Origin of the sequence: Cryobacterium suzukii, assembly GCF_004403185.1 — a bacterium.
Lineage (GTDB): Bacteria > Actinomycetota > Actinomycetes > Actinomycetales > Microbacteriaceae > Cryobacterium > Cryobacterium suzukii.
Window position 1 is genome coordinate 77,143 of sequence record NZ_SOHJ01000001.1, and the last position, 19,109, is coordinate 96,251.

Consider the following 19,109-nt stretch of genomic DNA (forward strand, 5'->3'; position numbering starts at 1 on the left):
CAGCGAGCTGATGAACCGTCGGTTAGCTGCCGACGGCCGAACCGGTTCCCCAGAGTGGGTGGGTCGCCAGCACGACCGCGATGAGCGAGAGAGCGCAGGCGACAAGCGCAACCTGCACAACGGATACCGGCCGCCGAGAAAGCGACCGTAGTCCGAGCAGAACGGCGTAGCCTCCGCCGATGACTACGGCCCAGGTGAGAAGCACCCAACCCATCAGCCAAGTGAGCACGAACATGCCCTCACCGGCGCCGCTGAAAGTCCCGACTGCGTCGCCTATGCCGAAGGCAGCCGCAGCGCCGACTGCCAGCGCGAGGGCAGAAACCGGTACTGCCACGGTCGCACGCGGCTGAAGTCGCTCCATGCGTCACAACCTAGCCCCACACAGGCCGGGAGGACAACGAAAAGATTTCCCGCATCGCACGCGAGGCCCGCCCGACGAGACAAACGCCCCCAGAGCCGTCGTGCCTCGATCGTGGCGCATACATTGCCGCCGTCGAACACGGTCATCGACGTTTCCCCTTTCGCGTGGCGTAGGCGATTCGGTGCATTCTCGGTATATCTATACTATGTAACTAGATACTTAGTTTGCATTAGCAAATGCTGCACGATTCTTGCGCGATCGCACCACGCCACTTCAGGGAGCACCCATGTCCGTTCGTCAAAGCCTTCTCGCCATCCTCGACCAGGGCCCGTGCTATGGCTACCAGCTGCGAACGGAGTTCGACCGCCGTACCGGGTCGATCTGGCCGCTGAATGTCGGCCAGATCTACAACACTCTCGACCGGCTCGAGCGCGATGGCCTCGTCGCCAAGGGCGACACCGACGAGCAAGGCCACGTCTATTACCAGATCACGGATGCCGGCCACGACGAAGTCACGAGCTGGCTCAGCTCTCCCGTGGTGCGCTCAGCTGCCGCGCGTGACGAACTCGCGATCAAGCTGGCCATCGCGGTCACCCTGCCCGGTGTCGACATTTCCGCAGTGATCCAGGTGCAGCGCCGCGGGAGCCTCCGCACCCTGCAGGATCTGACGAAGACCAAGAACGCGAGCGGCGAGCCGGAGTCCGCCGGGGACCTCGCCTGGCAGCTCGTCGTCGACTCGCTCATCTTCGCGGCAGAAGCCGAGGTGCGCTGGCTGGACCATTCGGAGGCCAGGCTGGCACGGGCATCCGCCGCTGGTCTGATGGCGCCGATGCAGCTCACACTGGAACCGCCCAAGCGCGGCCGGCCGGTCAGGGCGGCTGTGGATAACGACGCACAGGTTGCTGGTTCGCTATGAGCACGCAACTCGCCGCTGGTTCGACGCGCCCCACCAAGCCCGATGAACTTCTGCGCCTCGACGGGGTCGCCATGCACTACGGCAGGGGCGAGACCTCCGTCACAGCCCTTGCCGGCATCGACCTCACCGTGTCCCGCGGCGAGCTCGTCGCGATAATGGGCGCGTCTGGTTCGGGAAAATCGACCCTGCTGACTATCGCCGGCGGACTGACCCAGCCGACCAGCGGTGAAGTAGTCATCGAGGGCCAATGGCTCTCCGACCTTCCCTCCGCGCAGATCGCCATCCTGCGTCGGCGCACGCTTGGCTTCGTCTTCCAGGACTTCAATCTGATCCCGACGCTCACCGCGCAAGAAAACGTCACCCTGCCGCTCGAACTGGACGGATGGCCTCGCCGGAAGACGCGCACGGCTGGGCTTGACGCACTCGCGGCGGTCGGGCTGAAGGACCACGCGCAGCGTTTCCCCGAGGACCTGTCCGGTGGCCAGCAGCAGCGGGTCGCCATCGCCCGCGCCATCGTCGGCACCAGACGCCTGATTCTCGCCGACGAACCCACCGGCGCCCTCGACTCCGCTACCGGAGAGGGCGTCCTGCGGATGCTCCGCGACCGGGTGGATGCCGGTGCCGGCGGCATCCTGGTCACCCACGACGCACGCCACGCAGCCTGGGCTGATCGCATCGTGTTCCTTCGCGACGGCCGGATCGTGGACGAGAACGTACGCGATCATCCCGAATCACTCCTTGCCGGACGGCGCACCATATGAAACATCCTGGGCCTCGCCGCGCATCCGCTCAAGCCGCCCAGGCAGGGCCGCTCCTGGCCCCGGGAATGGCGACCAATCCGCCTCGCCTCTTCGCCGCCCTCCGCCGGGCGAGGGTCGCCCTACGAATCGCCCGCCGGTCGACCGCCCGGTCGCCGGGTCGCAGCGCGCTGATCGTTACCCTGGTTGCGCTTCCGGTCGCCGGAATGGCCGCCATCACCCTGATTATCCCGAGCACGGTGGCAACGACTGCAGAACGTTTGGCCGTCACCCTCGGGCACACACAAGCTCAGATTCAGCTCTCTATGCCGGGCAGCGGCATCCAACAAGACCCGTTCTTTCTGATGTCCAGTGCCTCAACGGGAGAAGAGACCGAGCCGGTTGAACTGCGCGCACTGTTTCCAGCCGACACCCGGATGATCCCAGTTTTCGACACGTCAGTGACGGCGAAAACCCGTTCCGGCGTAGCAGTGCTCGATGCCGTCGAGGGCGAAACGTGGGACCCATCGCTGGCGGGCCACTATGACGTGACGGCCGGCCAGACTCCTCAGAACACCAACGAGGTGATGGCGTCCGCCGCGATGCTCGACCGGTTGGGGCTCAGCCTCGGCGATGAGGCCGAGCTGCTGGCGCCGGAGGAGAAGACGGTGACGGTGGTTGGCGCACTCGATGATCGCACCCAGCCCTCCAGCCGTCAGACCCTGTTCGGATTTCCCGGAACCTTCGGCGGTGACACTGGCGCCGAAAACAATCCGGAAGCGAAAACCTATCTGCCGGATACGATTGTCGACTGGGCACAAGTTCAGAAGTTGAACGAGCACGGCATTGTCGCGCTTTCGCGGGATGTCTTCGAAAATCCGCCTCCGGCTGGCACTTATCCCGCCGTGAGTGAGGGTAGCGCCCTCGGTACCTGGCTCCTGGTCGCCGGGTTGATCGTGGGATTTGGTCTCCTCGAGGTGATGCTCCTGGCCGGTGCCGCATTCGCGGTCGGCGCCAGAGCCCAGGAGCGCTCGCTTGCGACGGTGGCCAGCGTCGGATCGAACCGCTCGACCATCTTCTCGATCATTGCGGCAAACGGCATTGTCCTCGGCGCGCTCGGCGGCATTGTGGGGGTAGGGATCGGAATTGGAGCCGGCTCGGCATTCATGCTGCTCACCGACGACGGCAGCGCGACCATGTATTTCGGGTACCACCTCTGGTGGCCCGCCATGATCGGCGTCGCCATCTTCGCCATCATTGTCGGATGGGGCGGCGCCGTTGTTCCCGCAATCCGCGCCTCGAAACTCGACGTAATCGCTGCGTTGCGCGGTGCCAGGCGTCCCTCCATTCCGAGCAAGCGACGACCGGTCATTGGCATCATCGCCGTGCTGGTCGGGATTTCCCTCACGCTCCTGGGCGGCATCCTGAACATCGTTCTGGCCGAGCAGGGCTTCCTCGAAGCCAGGGACCTACTCTACTGGGCGCTGTTCGCAATGTTGCTCGTGGGGCCGATCGTGGCTCAGCTCGGTCTACTCCTGTGCAGCGGACTCGTACTCCGACTCCTCGCTCGACTGCTCTCGAAAAGAGGAGTAGCTGCCCGACTGGCATCCCGAGATGCCGCACGCAATACCGGCCGAAGCGTTCCTGCCTTGGCGGTGATCATGACAACGGTATTCGCCGCCGTCTTCGCCATGACGATGATGACCAGCACCGAAACAACCAACCGCGCCAACTACGACTATTCGACCATGCCAGGACAGGTGCGGCTAACGCTCACCTATCCGGATCAGGAGACGCGGCTGGTCACGACTTTCGCCGAGCCGGACGCGTTCGTCGCTGCGGCACGGGCCTCCGTGGACGTCGACACCGTGCGCACCCTCAAGGGCGTTGCGGATCCTCGAGGCCCGAAATCGCGGGACGCTCAACTCTCCGACACAGAGTCGGCTCAACTCCTGCCCACTCTCGCTCTCCCTCCGGCCAACCGGTGCTCCGCCATATCCGCGTGGGATGGCCCGCTAACGACCCAGGCTGCGCGAAAGGCCATGAAGGAGATGGAAGCCGACTGGCGGTGTCAGCACCCTTTCGTCACGAGCGGCATCAGTTCCAATGGCAGCCGAGACCACATCATGGTCGGCGATAACGCCGATCTTGCACTCATCCTGGATTCTGAACCGACCCAAGCGGCCAAGGATGCGCTGGCCAATGGCGGAGCAGTCTCGCTTTACCCGGAGTATCTGACCGACGATAAGGTGACCATTTCCTGGTGGACGGCCGCATCCTGGGAGGACTCCTTCTACGGAACAAGTCGTTTCGGCGAGGGAATGGGCGAGGCAGAAAAGAGCGTGAGCATCAACGCGGTGGTCAACGAGGCCGCTCATCCAATCAACTTCGGCATCTTTATCTCTGAGCAGACCGCTCAGACGCTCGGGCTCGACTATGCCGATTCGATAGTTCTCGCCTCCACCACCGCACTGCCGACAGATGATCAAACGGATGCGCTCAACGCGGCAATTGACACGCTCATTCAGCAACCCGGTCGATACTGGGCCGAGGTGGAGCGCGGGCCGACGACGGCGTCAAATGCCCTGTCTTGGGGGCTCCTGGCGCTCTGCGCACTGATTGCCGTTGGCGCGGCTGCCGTGGCGATCGGGCTGGCACGCTTCGACGGTCGTCGTGACCACGCGACGCTGGCGGCTATCGGCAGCAGTCCGCGCGTGCAGCGCGGATTCGGATTCTGGCAGGCCGTGATGATAGCCGGAACCGGTGCTGTTCTGGGTACCGCCATCGGGCTAATCCCACCGATTGCGCTGACGCTTCCGGGCTCCGGAACCTCCTTCGCGGCGCCGTGGCTGCTCATCGTCACCATTGCCATCCTGTTGCCGCTTGCTATCGCCTGCGGAAGCTGGCTCTTCCCCGGTCGAAAAGCTGCGGTGTACCGAGCCGTAATCGAGTGATCGGTGGCGGAAGTCGAATCTTCTGCGGGACCCCAACGACACACCCAACTCTTTGCGTACTCGCTTAAAAAGGCGGGCGCCGGTTGGGGATCAAAGCAGTCCGGCATTGCGCACCATCATCGCCAGCTGCACTCGGTTGGTGGTGTCGATTTTCTGAAAGATGTGTGTGATCGTTGCTTTTACGGTCGCGACGCTCATGAACAGATGAGTGGCTATTTCTGCGTTGGGAAGTCCGCGTGCAATTTGGATAGCGACTTCGCGTTCTCGGTCGGTGAGTGTGGCGAGTGCGGCGGACGCTGCGGAGTTAAGCAAAGCTGTTGCAGCGGCGCTGGTGGCTGCGGCGATCAACCGGCGTGTAATCGTTGGTGAGAGCATGGGCTCACCGGCTGCGACGGCATGGATTGCGGCGATCAGGCGCGCTGGCGAGGTGTCTTTCAACAGAAAGCCTGCGGCGCCGGCACCCAGAGCGCGCAGGACGAGGTCGTCCGCTTCGAAAGTGGTCAGCACGATGATGGCTGGCGCCGTGGGGTGCGCCATGAGCTTCTCCGTAGTTGTTACTCCGTCTTGTACCGGCATGCGGATGTCCATCAGCATCACGTCCACGTCACCGGCAAGTTTTTCTGCCTCCACGCCGTTGGCTGCTTCGGCGACGATCTGGATGTCAGTTTCACCACCGAGGATGAGCCGTAACCCGGTGCGCACCAGCGCGTCGTCGTCCACGATCGCCAACCGGATCACGCGGGCATCTCCCAAGGCAGGGTCGCATCGAGAACGAACCGTCCATTGGCGACGCGGTTCGTCAGGGCTCCGCTGACCATGTTTACCCGTTCCGTCAGGCCGATCAGTCCGAGGCCACCGGATGAAGCATCGACGCGGCCCAGTGTTAGCGTGTTGCTGACGCGCAGGTGGAGTTCTTGCCCAGGTCGCCCGCGCATCAGCACCTCGACACGCGCGCCTGGTGCATGTTTGCGTGCGTTCGTCAGGGCCTCCTGCACGATGCGATAGGCGTGACGCCCGATCTGAGCGGGCAACTGCGCAGCATCCTTCACCTCGTCGCTGATTTCGACGATCTGGCCGGCCTCGCGAACTTCGTCGAGGAGCGCGGGGAGTTCTGTCCATGATGGTTGAGGCGGTGCGGTCGACGCAGCGTCACGAAGGCTGCCGAGGGTCGCGCGCAACTCGGTAAGGGCTTGATGCGCGCTCTCGTGGATAACGGTTGCGGCCGCGCGCACGTCGGCTGCGCTGAGATCGGTTCGATGGGCGAGCGCTCCGGCGTGCAGGGAAAGCAGCGAGATGCGATGGGCAAGCACGTCGTGCATCTCCCGAGCGATGCGGGCTCGTTCGCCCAGTCGGGCTTGCTCCAGCTGTTCGAGTTGGCGGAGTTGTTCCTGAACGCGCCGGTTGGCACGCTCGGTTTCGAGATCTCGGCGGCTGCGCAGGTACAGGCCGGCAACGGTCAGCGCGGTGATCGATAATGTCATCGTCGAGACGGCGAGGATCAGCTGCTGGGTGAGGCCATCACCGCTGGAGTAAACGGCGGTGGCGGTCCAGAGCAGGAGGGCGGCCAGCACGATGCGGCCCCATCGGCGGTGCTTCGTGAGGGAGACGTAGGCGACGAAGGCTGGCCCGATGACGGTGGTAGACAGGAGCGCAGCGGCAGCGGTTATGAGCGCGACGGCCAATGGTGCGCGGTGTCGGGCCCGCAGGAGAACCAGTCCGCTGATTCCGACGGCGAGATCACCGGCCACCCACCATCTGCGCTCGGGCTCGGTCACGGCAATCCAGACGAGGATGATGCTAAAGAATCCCATGACGGCGAGTGCGCAGGCGTAAGGAATCGCGCGCATCCACTTCGACTGGTCCATCCTCCGAGCCTACGGGAGCGACGCTTTGTGATGAATTGACCTTCGTCTATTTCAGCCTAGACAGCAGTCGACAATATGGCGCCACCGTCGCACCGAACGGTCATCACCTCTTCGACCTTCGCCCGATGTGCTGCTGTGCGCGACGGGCTGAACTGGATGCATGATCGAATTCACCGGAATCACCAAACGTTACCGAGGCCGTACCGCTCTTGACGATGTCAGCTTCACGGTGCCGCCAGGCTCCGTGACGGGGTTTCTCGGCCCTAACGGAGCGGGCAAGACGACGGCGATGCGAATTCTCCTCGGCCACACCCGAGCGACGGTTGGTACCGCGACAGTCCTCGGCTCCCGATACGCCGAACTTCCTAATCCGGGTCGCCACGTCGGAAGTCTGCTCGATGCGGGAGCTGTTCATCCTGGCCGGACCGGCCGGGAAACGCTCCGAATCGCGGCAAGGATGATGGGCGTGCCCATCCCCCAGGTCGACACGGTTCTCAACCGAGTCGGACTAACCCGGCGAGAAGGATCGACCCGTGTGCGCGCGTACTCGCTCGGTATGCGGCAGCGTCTCGGTATTGCTCAGGCGCTCCTCGGCGAGCCCCGTGTGCTTGTGCTGGACGAACCGGCCAACGGGCTCGACCCGCAGGGCATGGCTTGGCTGCGCACCCTCGTCCGATCCCTCGCCGATGACGGCTGCGCGGTACTTCTCAGCTCACATCTCCTGCATGAGGTCGAGCAGGTCGCCGACCGGATCGTGATGATCGGCAACGGTCGCGTGCTCGCCGCCGGCTCCACCCGCGAACTGGCTGCCGGTCACGACCTCGAGCACCTCTATTTCCAGCTCACCACCCCCACCGATCGGAGCGCAGAATGATCTCCCGAACAGTCTCTACAACGCCGGCCATCAGCGTCAATAGCGTGTCCATCCCGTTTCACCGCCTCATCGACGTTGAAACCCGTAAGTTCTTCGACACACTCGTCGGGCAGATGCTCACAGTCGTGACGATTGTGCTCGCAATCGGCATCATGACCGGATTTGCCTGGTTTATGGAGCCAACAGTGCAAGGCGTGATCATGATCTCCGGGGCGGTACTCTCGATTCTCCTTCCGGCCATGGGCATCCTCGCCGTAACAAGCGAATGGAGCCACGGCACCGCCTCGACGACCTTTGCTCTCGAACCCCGACGAGTGCGCATCGTCGCAGCCAAACTCTTCCCCCCGGTGATCGCGACTGCGCTGACCTGCGCTGTACTCGTCGGAGTCGCCTTCGTCATTATCGGAGCCGTCGCCGCCGCTCGGGGCGTCGCCGCCGACTGGACTTTTGATCCGGCGGCCACTGCAGGCTGGTTCGTCGTCAACGTGATACTCGTGCTCAGTGGGGTCGCGCTCGGCACATTAATCCTTAACGCCCCCGCCGCGATCATTTTCGTCGTCACAAGCGCCATGGCTTGGAGCCTCATTGCCGTCTCCAGCACGACCGGAGCCGCCATCGCTTCGTGGCTCGACATCGGCACTACCACGACAGCACTACTCGATGGCCGCGCCACCGTCGATGACCTCGAACGTATCGCGATCTCAATTACGGTGTGGGTGCTACTGCCACTGATAGTGGGCGCCGTGCGAGTGGTGCGACGCGAAGTGCGCTGAGATTCTTGGGCTGAAGCGCGGCTTTGGCCTGTGTGAGCCTCGCGTTGACCTCGTCTGACTTTGTGGGGCGAAGAAATAGCGCGATAGCTGCGGCGGCCAGCACGCAGAGTAATGCGTTCACGCCGATCGCGGTCGTGACACCGCCGAGGACTCCGGCGGGTCCGGTGTCGCCGAGCGTGTTCATCCGTGCAGTGACGATCGCGGACATGATCGGGATTCCCAGCGTGATTCCGACCTGCTGACTCATCGTGACCAGGCCGGTCGCCAGGCCCTGTTCCGTATCGGGCAGGCCGGAGGTGGAGGTGACGACGTATCCGACGATCGCGACCAGGTTTGCGATACCCCCGATGAAGGTCGCGACGAGCAGGAGAAGCATCCAGCCGGAGTCTGGGCCGAGAAACATGAGCGGAATCGTGGCGGCTGCCTGGAGCAGGAAACCGGAGACGATTGAACGGCCTGAGCCGAGTGCGCCAATAACTTTCGGGCCGATGATTCCGCCGAGCACGGTGCCAGCTCCGAGGACGGCGAAGGAGAGTCCAGCCGCAAGCGGCGAGTAGCCGAGTACTTCCTGCACGTACAAAGTCAGCAGGAACACCAGCGAGGTTTCAGTGGCGAAGGCCAGTAGCCCGGCGATGTTGCCCCAGGCGACAGCTTTCCGTTTGAGGATAGCGACGGGTACTAACGGATGCGCCACTCGCTTTTCAACCTGCCAGAAGACGACCAGGAAGACGAAGCCGGCCAGGATTGCCCCCAAGGCCGATGGATTCCCCCATGAGGTTTCGCCCGCCGTGGTCAGCCCGTAGACCAGAGCGAGAAGCCCGAAGGTCACGGTGGCAGCACCGGCGACGTCAAGCTTGGGGCGTTCGTTCGGGCGGCTTTCCTTCAGGACGACAGGCGCGATCACGAGGACCACAACCGCGACGACAACGTTGATGAAGAATGCCCACCTCCAGCTGAGCAGGTCGGTGAGCACCCCGCCGAGGATCGCTCCGGTCGTGAACCCTGCCGCCATCAAAGCGCCGTTAAGGCCGAGCGCCTTGTTTCGCTGTGGTCCTTCGGTAAATGAAGTCGTCAAAAGCGATAGGGCCGCCGGCACGACCATCGCCGTCGCGAGCCCCTGGGCCACCCGTGCGACGATCATCAACACCGGTTCCTGTGCAAAACCGCCGCCGAGAGAGGAGACGCCGAGCAGGGCGATGCCGACAAGGAAGAGGCGGCGACGACCGAACAGATCAGCGATCCGACCGAAGAACAGGGTGAACCCTGCCGCGCACAAGGCAAACGAGGTCGCGATCCATTGCAAATGATCGAGGCTGAATCCGATGTCGGCACCGATGGTCGGCAACGCCACGGTCAGGATCGAGAAATCCACGGCAAGGGTGAAACTGGCCGTGAGTAAGACGAACAGGGCGAGGCGTTGCCGCCCCGTCAGTCTCGCGGTATCCCCGACGGGGCCTGCTTGGTTCACGGCGTGGTCGGAAGTTTGAACGGTACTGGACATGCCGTCCTTTCGATAGAGGAACGCTTCGTGGGCGCCGGGAAAACCGGCACAATGCCACAGTGAGCCACCGTGCGCGCATCAACCAGACCCGCCTCATCCCACCCCCACGGTGCCTAGCCCTGACAGGGACAGGCTTGATCCGCTCAGACAGTCGAGAATGTAACCATGGCTGGCATGAACCACACAGAAGAACTCGGCGAGTTCCTTCGAACTCGGCGCGCACAACTCACCCCCGAGGAGGCAGGGATCGCCTCCTACGGTGCCCGTCGGGTGCCCGGTCTCAGACGCGAGGAACTCGCTCAACTCGCCGGCGTGTCGGCCACGTACTACACACGTTTAGAGCAGGGCCAATCGACGAACGCCTCCGAATCCGTCATCGACTCAATCGGGCGGGCGTTGAACCTGAATGACGATGAGAAAGTGCACCTGCATGACTTGGCACGACCCGCCAAAGCCAAGCGCCGCGCTCCGGGCAAACCCGACCAGGCAACGCCCGGCACCATACGTCTTCTGAACGCCATGGCCAATGTTCCGACCGTGATCATGGGCCGAAGGAACGAAGTCCTGGCTTGGAACCCGCTCGGGCATCTACTCGTCGCCGGGCACACCGACTTAGACGCGCCAAGCCGGCCATTCGATCGGCCAAACCTCACCCGGATGCTCTTCCTCGACCCCCACACGAAAGACCTCTATCGCAACTGGCGTGACGAGGCCTCACTCGCCGTGGCATCCCTGCGGTTCATCGCCGCACAACATCAGGACGACGCCGAACTGACCCAGCTCATCGGCGAACTCACGCTCAAGAGCCCCGACTTCGCTGCGATGTGGACGAAACACCCGGTCCAACAATGCGTGAGCGGTATCAAGCGTTTTCACCACCCCGAGGTTGGGGACTTCGACCTCAGTTTCGAGGTCCTCCACCTCCCCGGTGCCAGCGGACACCGAATGATGACGCACGCGGCCGAACCCGGCTCAACCGATGCCGCCGCGCTGGAGCTCTTATCGGCTACAAACGAGACCCCGGTCGCGCGACACGTTCCGTCACGGATCTAACGCACGCTCGTACCGGAGGTGAACTGCGAACCTTGCAAACCTGCTCGCTGCGCCCGCCATTCGGCACGATGCGATTCCCGAGGCCCCAAACGGCAATTAGCGAGCCGCCGAAACCGCCAACGACATATCCGTACGGGGAATCCTGGTCACACTTCGCTCAGACTGCGAACTCCGAGACGATGAGGCGGGTCGCATCAGCGATGACATCGTTATTGTTCGGAGCGCTGGCTACCTCCGTTCGAGTGAGAATGCACATGGCAATTGTTTGTCGTTGCCCCTGCCAAAGCACTCCGGCATCGTTGACGATTCCGTAATTGCCTGCGCCAGTTTTGTCCGCGAGCTCGAACGGTTCGGACAGGCCCGCACGAGCTCGCGTACCTGAGGTGGTGTTGCGGAGCATTAAATCCTGGAGGCGGCTACGTGCGAGCTGCCCGGCATCACCGTCGATGAGGAGTGCTTCCATGATTGCAACCATGTCTTCAGCGGTAGTGGTATCGCGAACGTCTCCGGGGAGTCCTTCGTTGAGTTCCGGCTCTATACGGTCCAGCCGCGTTCGCCTTGCGCCGAGTGCCTGAGCGAACTGCGTGATTGTTGCTGGCCCGCCGAGCTCACGGAGAAGAAGGTTGCCTGCTGTGTTGTCGGAGAATCGGAGGGCGGCGTCTGCCATTTGATTCGGCGTCATCGTCATCGACGTTGAAGCAGCTGCGACCGGTGAATTCACGACGACGTCAGCGGCAGTGAAAGAAATTGGTGTGCTCCAGTATTGGTCTTCATATCCGCGTAGGCGGAGCAGATTTGCCACTGCTAGCACTTTGAAAAGTGAGCACATCGGCACAGGCTCGGTTGCACGATGGTTGATTTGCCGGCCGGAACGTACGTTCTTCGCGCTCAAGGCAATCATCACCCCCGATGTCGACTCAAGTTGACGGACACTCCGCCCAAAGTTTGAAATCGACGAGGCTGGTGCGGGGCTCGTTGTGGTGCAGCCTGCAAGGGCCATCGCTGCCGCGCCGACGACCAAGAAAGATCGTCGAGAAGAATGACCGATTGTTCGAGTAGTAGACATGTCGACCACTATGCCGGGAATTGCACTGTCATGTCCAAGCATCAAAAGACCCGACTAATCGCGACGCCCCATGACACATCAGGACCGACAGGGCTATACAATTTTAGCCCCGTGCGGGCCGGCCTGCTGACCCCGATTCACGGAGACACTTATCGCTTCAATTGCGAGTTCCGCTCAAAATCTGGTTCGTGTCTTTTTTTCCAGACTGTGCCGGCAGGATCACACCCCAGACTTAGCATCCTGTCTTCTACAGATAGCGGCGCGCAGGTGGATTTACCGGCTGGCTAACGTAATTTAGAAAATAGGCTTTCGTTGTCCGTCTGGCGCCTGGCCGAGCCAGGCGAAGAGCAACAGCACGAGTGCGGTACCCGATAGCACCCCATCTAAGAGGCCGGCGGGAAGCAAAAAGACCATCAGCATTAGCGTCACAATGCAATTGACCAGGGAAAGCCCGAGTCCCCACAGCTGGTTCCGCAGCAGCCCGAGCGCCCCGAGGATTCGTAGAACCGCGAAAATCCCACTCATAGCCATCATGAGATAGAGATTGTCCTGCAAATAGGGAAGGGCGAAAACATCAGCATGTTCGACAATCGATGCCTGCGGGATCTTAAGAACAAGGAGAACAAGGACGCCAATGAATACGACGCCTTCCATTAATACGCCCTGAACAAGGAGTAACCCGGCCGCCCACCGATACTGCCGCCGCTGAGTTGTGTCCATTCCGCAACAGTATCGGCCGCTCAGGTGACGAACGAAATAGCGCAAGACGGAACCTCCGCAACTCAGACCGCACCAAAAGGATGGGGCCATGAACGACAAGATCACGACGGTTCTTATCCCGGGAGTTTCTGCGTTGTTTGTCGCCGCTTTTTTCCTTTTTGCGGCGCTCTGGGTCAACGGTAATTCACTTCCCCATTGCGCTCAGCATTGCAATCGTGCTCGGCGCAGGCACATATCTCGCTATGGCTAAAGGTACGTCGCGAAAAACTTAGTGACAGAAATGCCCCGATAACCGGCAGTTCTCTAGCCAGGCTGGACGGCGACGTTAATGGCGTCCACGACGGATCGGGGCTGACCCACGGTGAGAACCAGCCGTGCGTAGTGCTCGTCGATGAGTTCGATCACGACTGTTTCACTTGGAGCACTGACGTTCCAAAACGACTTGTCGCCGTCCTTATTGAATGTTCCTGCCCATTTTCCCGGTAGCGCCAGTCCAGGGGCGCGGAGTCCTTTGGGTTCCTGATTTGCACCGGGATCGAATGTTGCACCGCGAACATGGCTCAACGGGATTTCGAGTTTGCGCTTGAAGGACCAGACCTTGTCCAGCCCCTGGGGCTCAACAACAAGCATCGTGTCGGTCAGGGTGATGATGTTCATGCGGAATCCTTTGTTGTGGCTTCGTTGGCGCGTGGTTCGCGGGCGCGCTCGAGGAGTCGCTCCCCGAGCGATTGAGGGGTGTGCCTTGGTGCCACACCGGACAGGATGCCGAAGGCGATGGATCGAATTTCTGGGTCCCGCGGAGCGAGTTCCATGAGGGCGACGAGTAGCAAATCAGTTGAATCATGCGTCGGCATTGCTGGCCCGGCACTCTGCCTAAGCGCCAAAACGAAGAGACCGCGTTTACTTCCAAAAGCCTTGTACAGGCTCCCCCGATGCAGGCCCGTCGCCTGCACGAGATCGTCTATCGAGGTTCCTTCATAACCAGTGCTGCGAAAGATTTCGGCACATTGAGCCACAACCTCGGCTTCGATAAATGATCTGTTCCTACCCATACCCTCAGACTACGCATAGGGAAACGATCGGTCAAGAACGATCGGTCAAGAATTCGCGGCTCAGTCATTCGCGGGACCGTAAGGAAAACGATTAACGAGGCATCTGAGACACTCCCGGCGCGGCTCGCTCAGCGCGCCCTTGACGCGTCGGGTGTTTCGGGCTGGATTGGCTGCTCGGGCCAGATTGCACGGAGGATGCGAATGGTCTCGTCCAGCCCCGTCCCGGCGTTAGCGCTGGTCGCGGCGAGTTGCCGGGCGGCTTCCAACACTGGCCGCGGTATCGTCGTGGCGCTTCGGCTCACACGGGTTCCCCCGCCGGTACGGGCTGTGAGGTAGCCCTCGGCTTCGAGCGCTTTGTACGCTTTCGCCACAGTTCCGGGGGCGACGCCGAGGTCTTTCGCGAGCTGACGAACCGAGGGAAGACGCTCGTCGGCTGCGAGTCGGCCCGACGCGACCAGCCCGCGGATTTGATCGCGGATCTGCTCCGTGGGCGGGGCAGATCCTGACAGGGTAATCATCGTGTTGTGGCTTTAGCCGGTGCCCGCCGCCGCGACGGTATCGCTGACAGGACGACAGCGCCGCACAGCGCGAACCCGAGTGCCGCGGCGACTGCGGACGCGCCGGCGAACATTGGCTGTAGCCCAGCAAACGTCGTCCAGAACGTCACACTTCCCTTCGAGGTCGGGAACGAGGATGTTATCGATACGGTCCCGGCGAGTGAGCTGAGTATGAACCCAAGGTGCATGAGCAGGGCACTGGTTCCGATCGCAAGAACGTTGCCTGTGCGGAAAGTTCGGATGTGAACGTCGTGCTCGCGGTTGGGGGCCGGTGTGGGTCGGGCGATGAGCACCAGGACCGCGATGGCGACAATGATCAAGACGCCGATCAGGATCAGCGACGGTATGGAGTTGTACCATCCGTAGATACTCGAGCCCATTTTACGTCCGCCCCCAAGGTCCACTAAGTACATCGTGTAGTGCCCTGTGCTGGGTTCCGGCTGGGACGCGGCACCGGTCATGACGGTGACGCTAAGGATGAGCGCAAGAAGCAGGGCAGGGGTGACGAACCACCAGCCTCGCGCAAAAGTCAGCGGCGTCCGTGGAGTGAGATCCGCAACGCCCCGCCCGCTTTGACCGTGAACCGGGAAAGCGAGAAGCACCATCCCGAGGATCCCGAGCAGGAGTGGGCTCGTGAAGCGGTAGTTGTGATACCAGACAAAGTATTCAGGTGGCAGATGCAGCGGAAACAGCCCGGTAGCTAGCAACAGCAAGCCAACGGCGCCGCCGCCAAGAAGCAAGCCCGCCGCCACAGTGGGCGCGCCCACGCCGCCGCCAGATAGCTGCCTCTTACGCCCCCAAATCAGCCACCATGCCAGGGCGAGAAGGATGCCCGCGAACACTGGTCCCAGTACCACAAAGTAAAACCAAGTCATCCCGACACCCCTCAACTCTGTATCACCTAAACAATACACTTATGTATCATCTGATTGCCACAAGTTGCGGTTTGGCTGCACTAGTGCGAATGCACCATGTCATTCACACACCGTGAGTCACGCCGGATAACAGCCAGACGTCTGAGGCCTTCGTGATGTTCTTTCATCCCTCCTGGAAGGAATGGGAGAGTTGGCTCGAATCCTGAGGTTCTGCGCTACTCGCCGTCTTCTGCTCGGCGCTGCAGTCGATCGAGTCTCAATCCTGGGACACTCTGAAACGCTCCGGCAAGCACGAGAAAGACGGCGCCACTGTGAGTAATCGCATGGGTGACCTCAGTCATTTGGTCATTGACCGGCACTAGTTTCCACGTTCCCGTTTCATGGGCGTGAAATCCGTCGAGACGCCAAATGATTTGGTCTCGGGAGACCGCGTCGTAGGCAATCGTGGTGGAACCGGGCAGTTTGGCTCGTACCGAGTATTTCTTCTCAACGACCGCAGTTGAATCGTCTGTTGTGACAGAAAGAATCGCGGGATTCCACTCCGGTAACCGCCGAATATCGGCGAGAATGTTCGCAATCGTTGTGCTGGCTGCTTTAATCATGCGACTACCCGTGTGTTCCATGGTCGCTCCATATTCTTGCCGCAAAAGCAGGTGCTGTGAAAGTGGATGCGCGCGCTCCCCACCCACAGCCTATGGGCCGCCGAACCCTCTGCGGAACGGCCTGGTCAGTCGATCACTGCCGCGACGGCTTCGATTTCAACGAGCTGATCCGGGTAGCCGAGGACCGTGACTCCCAGAAGTGTGCTCGGAACGTCATGCGTGCCGAGGGCCTCGCGAATGACTGTCCAAGCCGCAACGAGGTCGCTCCGGTTGGAGGATGCGACGAGAACTCGTGTGCTCAGTACGTCCTCGAGTCGAGCGCCTGCCGCTTTTAGAGCAATGACAAGGTTCTCCATCGCCTTGCTCGCCTGCGCCGAATAGTCTCCGACTGCCGCAGTGCTGCCATCCAGATTTAGCGGGCAGGCGCCGGCCAGAAAGATGAGGCGCGCCTCAGCGGGAGCTGTTGCCGCGTAGGCATACTGTGCCACGTCGGAAAGCTCAGCCGAGCGGATCAGGACAACGTTGCGGGACATGCCCTCACTGTATTAGAGGATGCGCCTCACGGCTGGCTCACGAATGCCAGCCAGCCAGCTAGCCAGCCGCACCCTCTTCGGGACGGTCCTGCTGACCATGACCGGATAGTTTTCGTGTCCGCAGGTATGTATGCTCGGAGCGAGATATCGAGGAATGTCGACACGTTGGACGGAAGTATATGCAGTCGGATCCGGGACCCACTCCAGATGAAAAGTTGGTTGAGGTTTTCAAGGCCCTGGGCAACCCGATTCGACTGCGAATACTTCGATGGTTGAAGAATCCCGAGGTCGATTTCGCCGACTATGAGCCGATCGCTGATCGCTCTCAGGTCGGCGTGTGCGTGAGTCACATTCAAGCGAAGACAGGGTTGGCGCAGTCCACTATCTCGGCTTACATGGCTGTACTCGAACGGGCTGGCCTCGTCACGTCAACCCGGATCGGCAAGTGGACGCACTACCGGCGCGATGAATCGCACATTGAAAAGCTCGTGATCTCTCTGGGACGAGACCTGTAAAGCCCAAAATAGTCGACTTCCTCTAGGCATGTTTCTTTAACATATCGTGATTATTCGATATGACGATACGATGTGCGTATGACCTCATTCCCGGACGTTGCCGAGCACACTGCGAAACCAACAGCTTTGATAGTGCACGCTCATCCCGAACCAAATTCGTTCAGCAATGCGCAGATGAGGTCTGCACGATCATCCCTGCAGGATCAGGGCTATTACGTCAAGACAATTTATTTGTATGAGAAGAACTGGTCGCCTGTGCTTGATCGCTCAGAGTTCCCGTCGGCCGCGACATACTTCAAGCCGCAGGCCGAACAGCTGGCCGCAGCAAACGCTGAAACTCTCGCGGCAGAAGTTCGCGCAGACCTCGAAGCGCTGCTGGACGCCGATCTCCTCGTGTTGTCGTTCCCTCTGTGGTGGTTCTCCCTCCCCGCCATTCTCAAAGGGTGGATTGACCGAGTCTTTGTCATGGGAGCCGTTTTCGGCGGCGAGCACGGCCTCTTCAACCAGGCCGCCCTTGCAGGTCACAAAGCAGTCCTGCTCATCACCACCGGAGGTTCCCCCGACTCGTTCGGCGAGGGCCACCGATTCGGCGTCCTCAACACGCACCTGTTCCATATACATCTAGGAATGCTTCGCTTCGTTGGCTACGACGTTTTGGAACCGATCGTCACGTACGGGCCAGCTCACCTTGACGCCGACAATCGCGATGCCGCGCTCTCCGCAGTTCATGACGCGTTCGAACAAATTTCCACGCGGCCGGCGCTATCACTCGGCACACCGACCCGACCTTAAAAGTCGTCCCACTGAGCTCCGACGCTCAGACCGCCGCACGGCAACGAGACGCTCTCTTACCCGTCGGGACTGTCTCTTAAACGGTATCTACTTCCCGATTGGGCTGGCAGGAGTCGACGCCAGACCCGGACAAGGAATCGGCGGGCGAAGAAAAGCAGCGAAAGGATCCCAACGACGATCGGGATGGCGATCGGCCAAGCGGTTGTGAAAACGAGAATCAGCGCAAGGGCTTCGAAGCCGATGAGCGAGGCTGCCCCGATGTACATGGCGGCGGCGAGGTCATTAAGCTTCCACCAGGCACCTGTCAAAAATTCCTGTATTCGCCTTGAATGCGAATCACGGTGGGAACCGAGTTGTGGCTGTGTTGATGCCGGTAGCATTACGTCTCCTATAGATAGCGGCGCGCAGTTGGGTATGCCGGCTGGCTACTAAAGGAGCGATGCACGTTGAATCGACGTGCTGCGCTAAGAGTCAGGCGACGGGCGTCTGACGCGTGGGAGCGCGCGGCATAGGAGTACCTCTGCCGCATCGCGTTATCTGTGGTGTGGAGTGCGAACGCGGTCGGTGTCCTGTGCTCTGCGTGGACAACGCAGTCGGGTTGAATTTCCGCGCCACGATGGAGACAAAGAGGGCGACGATCACGGTCAGGCCGATGAGAAGTCCGATAGCGACCGTGATGGCGATCACCGGATGACCCACCGTCACGTGCGGGCTGGCAATAACGAGCGCAAGGTGGCAAATCATGTAGAACTCTTGCATCACCATGCTCCCCTCACACGTTTCCCCTTATCGCACAGCGTACCCGTCACGGTCACATGTGTCCGCAGCTCGAACCCTCACCGGGACGGTTGAATCTTCTGTCCATCGGGAGCGCAGGCGGCTACTTGGAGTCGACAATCGCGTCGGCATAGTGGTTAATCGCACCACGATAGACGGGCAGGGTCTTTCCCAAAGCCTTGAGGGCGACTCGTAAAGCATCGCCAGGCCGCCCAGCGTCGAAGAGCGCCAAAGCCAGAAAAGCTTCGTGGGCGTCGCCGACAGTTGCGTCCGGTTCCATGCCTTCGAGAATCCTGACCGCTTCGGTGGTCTCACCGACGTTGCGAAGTGAGCTGGCCAGCTGAATTTGAGCTTGAGAGTTGCGGACAGGATCGAGACCAAGTTCCAGCGCACGGCGGTAAAGCGGAATCGCTTCCGCTTCCCGTCCAAGAAAATCATGCACCGACGCCCACTCGAAGATGGCGGCCGGATCATCGTCACGTCGCTCTGCGATCAGAGCCTGCATAGAGTCAAAAGTGAACTCCTGGTCGGCGCCACTGACATCAGTCCAAAATATTCTGATCCGTTCTTCCCAGTCATTCACGGG

At 61.2% G+C, this 19,109-nt stretch carries 23 protein-coding genes; 10 read left to right on the forward strand and 13 right to left on the reverse strand.

The features are described 5' to 3' along the window. Positions 1–22: 22 nt before the first annotated feature. Positions 23–361 (reverse strand): hypothetical protein, encoded by a 339-nt coding sequence (locus tag E3T39_RS00330; protein WP_134512786.1) that lies wholly within the window; start codon positions 359–361, stop codon positions 23–25. A 286-nt stretch (positions 362–647) separates the two neighbouring features. On the opposite strand from E3T39_RS00330, the gene E3T39_RS00335 reads away from it, so the two are divergent. From E3T39_RS00335 to E3T39_RS00345, 3 genes are read left to right on the forward strand one after another with little or no spacing between them, the layout of a single operon-like run. Then, the gene (locus E3T39_RS00335) at positions 648–1,277 is read left to right on the forward strand and encodes a PadR family transcriptional regulator (RefSeq protein WP_134512787.1); all 630 of its coding nucleotides are present in this window, start codon (positions 648–650) and stop codon (positions 1,275–1,277) included. Further along, positions 1,274–2,038 (forward strand): ABC transporter ATP-binding protein, encoded by a 765-nt coding sequence (locus tag E3T39_RS00340; protein WP_134512788.1) that lies wholly within the window; start codon positions 1,274–1,276, stop codon positions 2,036–2,038. The genes E3T39_RS00335 and E3T39_RS00340 overlap by 4 nt, the downstream gene beginning before the upstream one ends. Then, entirely contained in the window at positions 2,035–4,968 is a 2,934-nt protein-coding gene (locus tag E3T39_RS00345) for an ABC transporter permease (protein ID WP_134512789.1), read from the forward strand. Before E3T39_RS00340 ends, E3T39_RS00345 begins: the two co-directional genes overlap by 4 nt. Before the next feature lie 90 nt (positions 4,969–5,058). Here E3T39_RS00345 and E3T39_RS16315 read toward each other — a convergent pair whose 3' ends face one another. Beyond that, a complete protein-coding gene (locus E3T39_RS16315) occupies positions 5,059–5,706 on the reverse strand; it encodes a response regulator transcription factor (RefSeq protein ID WP_241979422.1) in 648 nt (215 codons plus the stop codon). Further along, positions 5,703–6,833, reverse strand: coding sequence for a sensor histidine kinase (locus tag E3T39_RS16320; protein ID WP_134512791.1), 1,131 nt, complete (start codon positions 6,831–6,833; stop codon positions 5,703–5,705). Before E3T39_RS16320 ends, E3T39_RS16315 begins: the two co-directional genes overlap by 4 nt. 160 nt (positions 6,834–6,993) lie before the next feature. Here E3T39_RS16320 and E3T39_RS00360 point away from each other — a divergent pair, with 160 nt between their 5' ends. Together E3T39_RS00360 and E3T39_RS00365 are read left to right on the forward strand one after the other, a co-directional pair. Continuing rightward, a complete protein-coding gene (locus E3T39_RS00360) occupies positions 6,994–7,707 on the forward strand; it encodes an ABC transporter ATP-binding protein (protein ID WP_134512792.1) in 714 nt (237 codons plus the stop codon). Further along, positions 7,704–8,480 carry a hypothetical protein gene (locus E3T39_RS00365; protein ID WP_134512793.1) on the forward strand — a complete coding sequence of 259 codons (777 nt, stop codon included), beginning with the start codon at positions 7,704–7,706 and terminating at the stop codon, positions 8,478–8,480. Before E3T39_RS00360 ends, E3T39_RS00365 begins: the two co-directional genes overlap by 4 nt. Here E3T39_RS00365 and E3T39_RS00370 read toward each other — a convergent pair. Continuing rightward, positions 8,413–9,981, reverse strand: coding sequence for an MFS transporter (locus E3T39_RS00370; RefSeq protein WP_134512794.1), 1,569 nt, complete (start codon positions 9,979–9,981; stop codon positions 8,413–8,415). The two genes, E3T39_RS00365 and E3T39_RS00370, sit on opposite strands and share 68 nt — an antisense overlap. 174 nt (positions 9,982–10,155) lie before the next feature. Between E3T39_RS00370 and E3T39_RS00375 the strand changes: the two genes are divergently transcribed. Then, complete coding sequence (locus E3T39_RS00375) at positions 10,156–11,034, forward strand: helix-turn-helix transcriptional regulator (RefSeq protein WP_134512795.1); 879 nt, start codon at positions 10,156–10,158, stop codon at positions 11,032–11,034. Between the two features lie 157 nt (positions 11,035–11,191). Here E3T39_RS00375 and bla read toward each other — a convergent pair whose 3' ends face one another. Further along, positions 11,192–12,142 carry a class A beta-lactamase gene (gene bla, locus E3T39_RS00380; protein WP_134512796.1) on the reverse strand — a complete coding sequence of 317 codons (951 nt, stop codon included), beginning with the start codon at positions 12,140–12,142 and terminating at the stop codon, positions 11,192–11,194. 252 nt (positions 12,143–12,394) lie between these two features. Beyond that, positions 12,395–12,820, reverse strand: coding sequence for a hypothetical protein (locus E3T39_RS00385; protein ID WP_241979423.1), 426 nt, complete (start codon positions 12,818–12,820; stop codon positions 12,395–12,397). 88 nt (positions 12,821–12,908) lie between these two features. Between E3T39_RS00385 and E3T39_RS16040 the strand changes: the two genes are divergently transcribed. Continuing rightward, a complete protein-coding gene (locus E3T39_RS16040) occupies positions 12,909–13,070 on the forward strand; it encodes a hypothetical protein (RefSeq protein ID WP_166783995.1) in 162 nt (53 codons plus the stop codon). Between the two features lie 53 nt (positions 13,071–13,123). Here the strand turns inward: E3T39_RS16040 and E3T39_RS00390 are convergent, their stop codons facing one another. The 6 genes from E3T39_RS00390 to E3T39_RS00415 all read right to left on the reverse strand — a co-directional run bounded on the left by E3T39_RS00390 (position 13,124) and on the right by E3T39_RS00415 (position 16,439). Further along, on the reverse strand, positions 13,124–13,477 hold the full coding sequence (locus E3T39_RS00390; RefSeq protein WP_134512797.1) for a hypothetical protein: 354 nt from the start codon (positions 13,475–13,477) through the stop codon (positions 13,124–13,126). Then, entirely contained in the window at positions 13,474–13,872 is a 399-nt protein-coding gene (locus E3T39_RS16520) for a TetR/AcrR family transcriptional regulator (RefSeq protein WP_134512798.1), read from the reverse strand. The genes E3T39_RS00390 and E3T39_RS16520 overlap by 4 nt, the downstream gene beginning before the upstream one ends. A 128-nt stretch (positions 13,873–14,000) precedes the next feature. Continuing rightward, positions 14,001–14,390 carry a GntR family transcriptional regulator gene (locus E3T39_RS00400; RefSeq protein ID WP_134512799.1) on the reverse strand — a complete coding sequence of 130 codons (390 nt, stop codon included), beginning with the start codon at positions 14,388–14,390 and terminating at the stop codon, positions 14,001–14,003. Then, the gene (locus E3T39_RS00405) at positions 14,387–15,304 is read right to left on the reverse strand and encodes a hypothetical protein (protein ID WP_134512800.1); all 918 of its coding nucleotides are present in this window, start codon (positions 15,302–15,304) and stop codon (positions 14,387–14,389) included. The genes E3T39_RS00400 and E3T39_RS00405 overlap by 4 nt, the downstream gene beginning before the upstream one ends. A gap of 215 nt (positions 15,305–15,519) precedes the next feature. Further along, on the reverse strand, positions 15,520–15,927 hold the full coding sequence (locus E3T39_RS00410) for an SRPBCC family protein (protein ID WP_134512801.1): 408 nt from the start codon (positions 15,925–15,927) through the stop codon (positions 15,520–15,522). Positions 15,928–16,031: 104 nt separating this feature from the next. Next, positions 16,032–16,439 (reverse strand): RidA family protein, encoded by a 408-nt coding sequence (locus tag E3T39_RS00415; protein WP_134512802.1) that lies wholly within the window; start codon positions 16,437–16,439, stop codon positions 16,032–16,034. A 272-nt stretch (positions 16,440–16,711) separates the two neighbouring features. Here E3T39_RS00415 and E3T39_RS00420 point away from each other — a divergent pair, with 272 nt between their 5' ends. From E3T39_RS00420 to E3T39_RS00430, 3 genes are all read left to right on the forward strand, one after another. Then, positions 16,712–16,954 carry an ArsR/SmtB family transcription factor gene (locus tag E3T39_RS00420; protein WP_241979424.1) on the forward strand — a complete coding sequence of 81 codons (243 nt, stop codon included), beginning with the start codon at positions 16,712–16,714 and terminating at the stop codon, positions 16,952–16,954. A 78-nt stretch (positions 16,955–17,032) separates the two neighbouring features. Further along, positions 17,033–17,746 (forward strand): NAD(P)H-dependent oxidoreductase, encoded by a 714-nt coding sequence (locus tag E3T39_RS00425; RefSeq protein ID WP_134512804.1) that lies wholly within the window; start codon positions 17,033–17,035, stop codon positions 17,744–17,746. Between the two features lie 98 nt (positions 17,747–17,844). Then, a complete protein-coding gene (locus E3T39_RS00430; protein ID WP_134512805.1) occupies positions 17,845–18,075 on the forward strand; it encodes a hypothetical protein in 231 nt (76 codons plus the stop codon). A gap of 551 nt (positions 18,076–18,626) precedes the next feature. Here E3T39_RS00430 and E3T39_RS00435 read toward each other — a convergent pair. Beyond that, positions 18,627–19,106 carry a tetratricopeptide repeat protein gene (locus E3T39_RS00435; protein WP_241979426.1) on the reverse strand — a complete coding sequence of 160 codons (480 nt, stop codon included), beginning with the start codon at positions 19,104–19,106 and terminating at the stop codon, positions 18,627–18,629. Positions 19,107–19,109: the final 3 nt, after the last annotated feature.

Excerpts from the sequence above, each read along its gene's own strand:
- E3T39_RS00375 (WP_134512795.1), top strand. The coding sequence starts at position 10,156 with ATGAACCACACAGAAGAACTCGGCGAGTTCCTTCGAACTCGGCGCGCA.
- E3T39_RS00370 (WP_134512794.1), bottom strand. The coding sequence starts at position 9,981 with ATGTCCAGTACCGTTCAAACTTCCGACCACGCCGTGAACCAAGCAGGC.
- E3T39_RS16040 (WP_166783995.1), top strand. The coding sequence starts at position 12,909 with ATGAACGACAAGATCACGACGGTTCTTATCCCGGGAGTTTCTGCGTTG.
- bla (WP_134512796.1), bottom strand. The coding sequence starts at position 12,142 with ATGCTTGGACATGACAGTGCAATTCCCGGCATAGTGGTCGACATGTCT.
- E3T39_RS16320 (WP_134512791.1), bottom strand. The coding sequence starts at position 6,833 with ATGGACCAGTCGAAGTGGATGCGCGCGATTCCTTACGCCTGCGCACTC.
- E3T39_RS00360 (WP_134512792.1), top strand. The coding sequence starts at position 6,994 with ATGATCGAATTCACCGGAATCACCAAACGTTACCGAGGCCGTACCGCT.
- E3T39_RS00405 (WP_134512800.1), bottom strand. The coding sequence starts at position 15,304 with ATGACTTGGTTTTACTTTGTGGTACTGGGACCAGTGTTCGCGGGCATC.
- E3T39_RS16520 (WP_134512798.1), bottom strand. The coding sequence starts at position 13,872 with ATGGGTAGGAACAGATCATTTATCGAAGCCGAGGTTGTGGCTCAATGT.
- E3T39_RS00425 (WP_134512804.1), top strand. The coding sequence starts at position 17,033 with ATGACCTCATTCCCGGACGTTGCCGAGCACACTGCGAAACCAACAGCT.
- E3T39_RS00335 (WP_134512787.1), top strand. The coding sequence starts at position 648 with ATGTCCGTTCGTCAAAGCCTTCTCGCCATCCTCGACCAGGGCCCGTGC.
- E3T39_RS00345 (WP_134512789.1), top strand. The coding sequence starts at position 2,035 with ATGAAACATCCTGGGCCTCGCCGCGCATCCGCTCAAGCCGCCCAGGCA.
- E3T39_RS00365 (WP_134512793.1), top strand. The coding sequence starts at position 7,704 with ATGATCTCCCGAACAGTCTCTACAACGCCGGCCATCAGCGTCAATAGC.
- E3T39_RS00385 (WP_241979423.1), bottom strand. The coding sequence starts at position 12,820 with ATGGACACAACTCAGCGGCGGCAGTATCGGTGGGCGGCCGGGTTACTC.
- E3T39_RS00330 (WP_134512786.1), bottom strand. The coding sequence starts at position 361 with ATGGAGCGACTTCAGCCGCGTGCGACCGTGGCAGTACCGGTTTCTGCC.
- E3T39_RS00415 (WP_134512802.1), bottom strand. The coding sequence starts at position 16,439 with ATGTCCCGCAACGTTGTCCTGATCCGCTCGGCTGAGCTTTCCGACGTG.
- E3T39_RS00400 (WP_134512799.1), bottom strand. The coding sequence starts at position 14,390 with ATGATTACCCTGTCAGGATCTGCCCCGCCCACGGAGCAGATCCGCGAT.
- E3T39_RS00340 (WP_134512788.1), top strand. The coding sequence starts at position 1,274 with ATGAGCACGCAACTCGCCGCTGGTTCGACGCGCCCCACCAAGCCCGAT.
- E3T39_RS00390 (WP_134512797.1), bottom strand. The coding sequence starts at position 13,477 with ATGAACATCATCACCCTGACCGACACGATGCTTGTTGTTGAGCCCCAG.
- E3T39_RS00410 (WP_134512801.1), bottom strand. The coding sequence starts at position 15,927 with ATGGAACACACGGGTAGTCGCATGATTAAAGCAGCCAGCACAACGATT.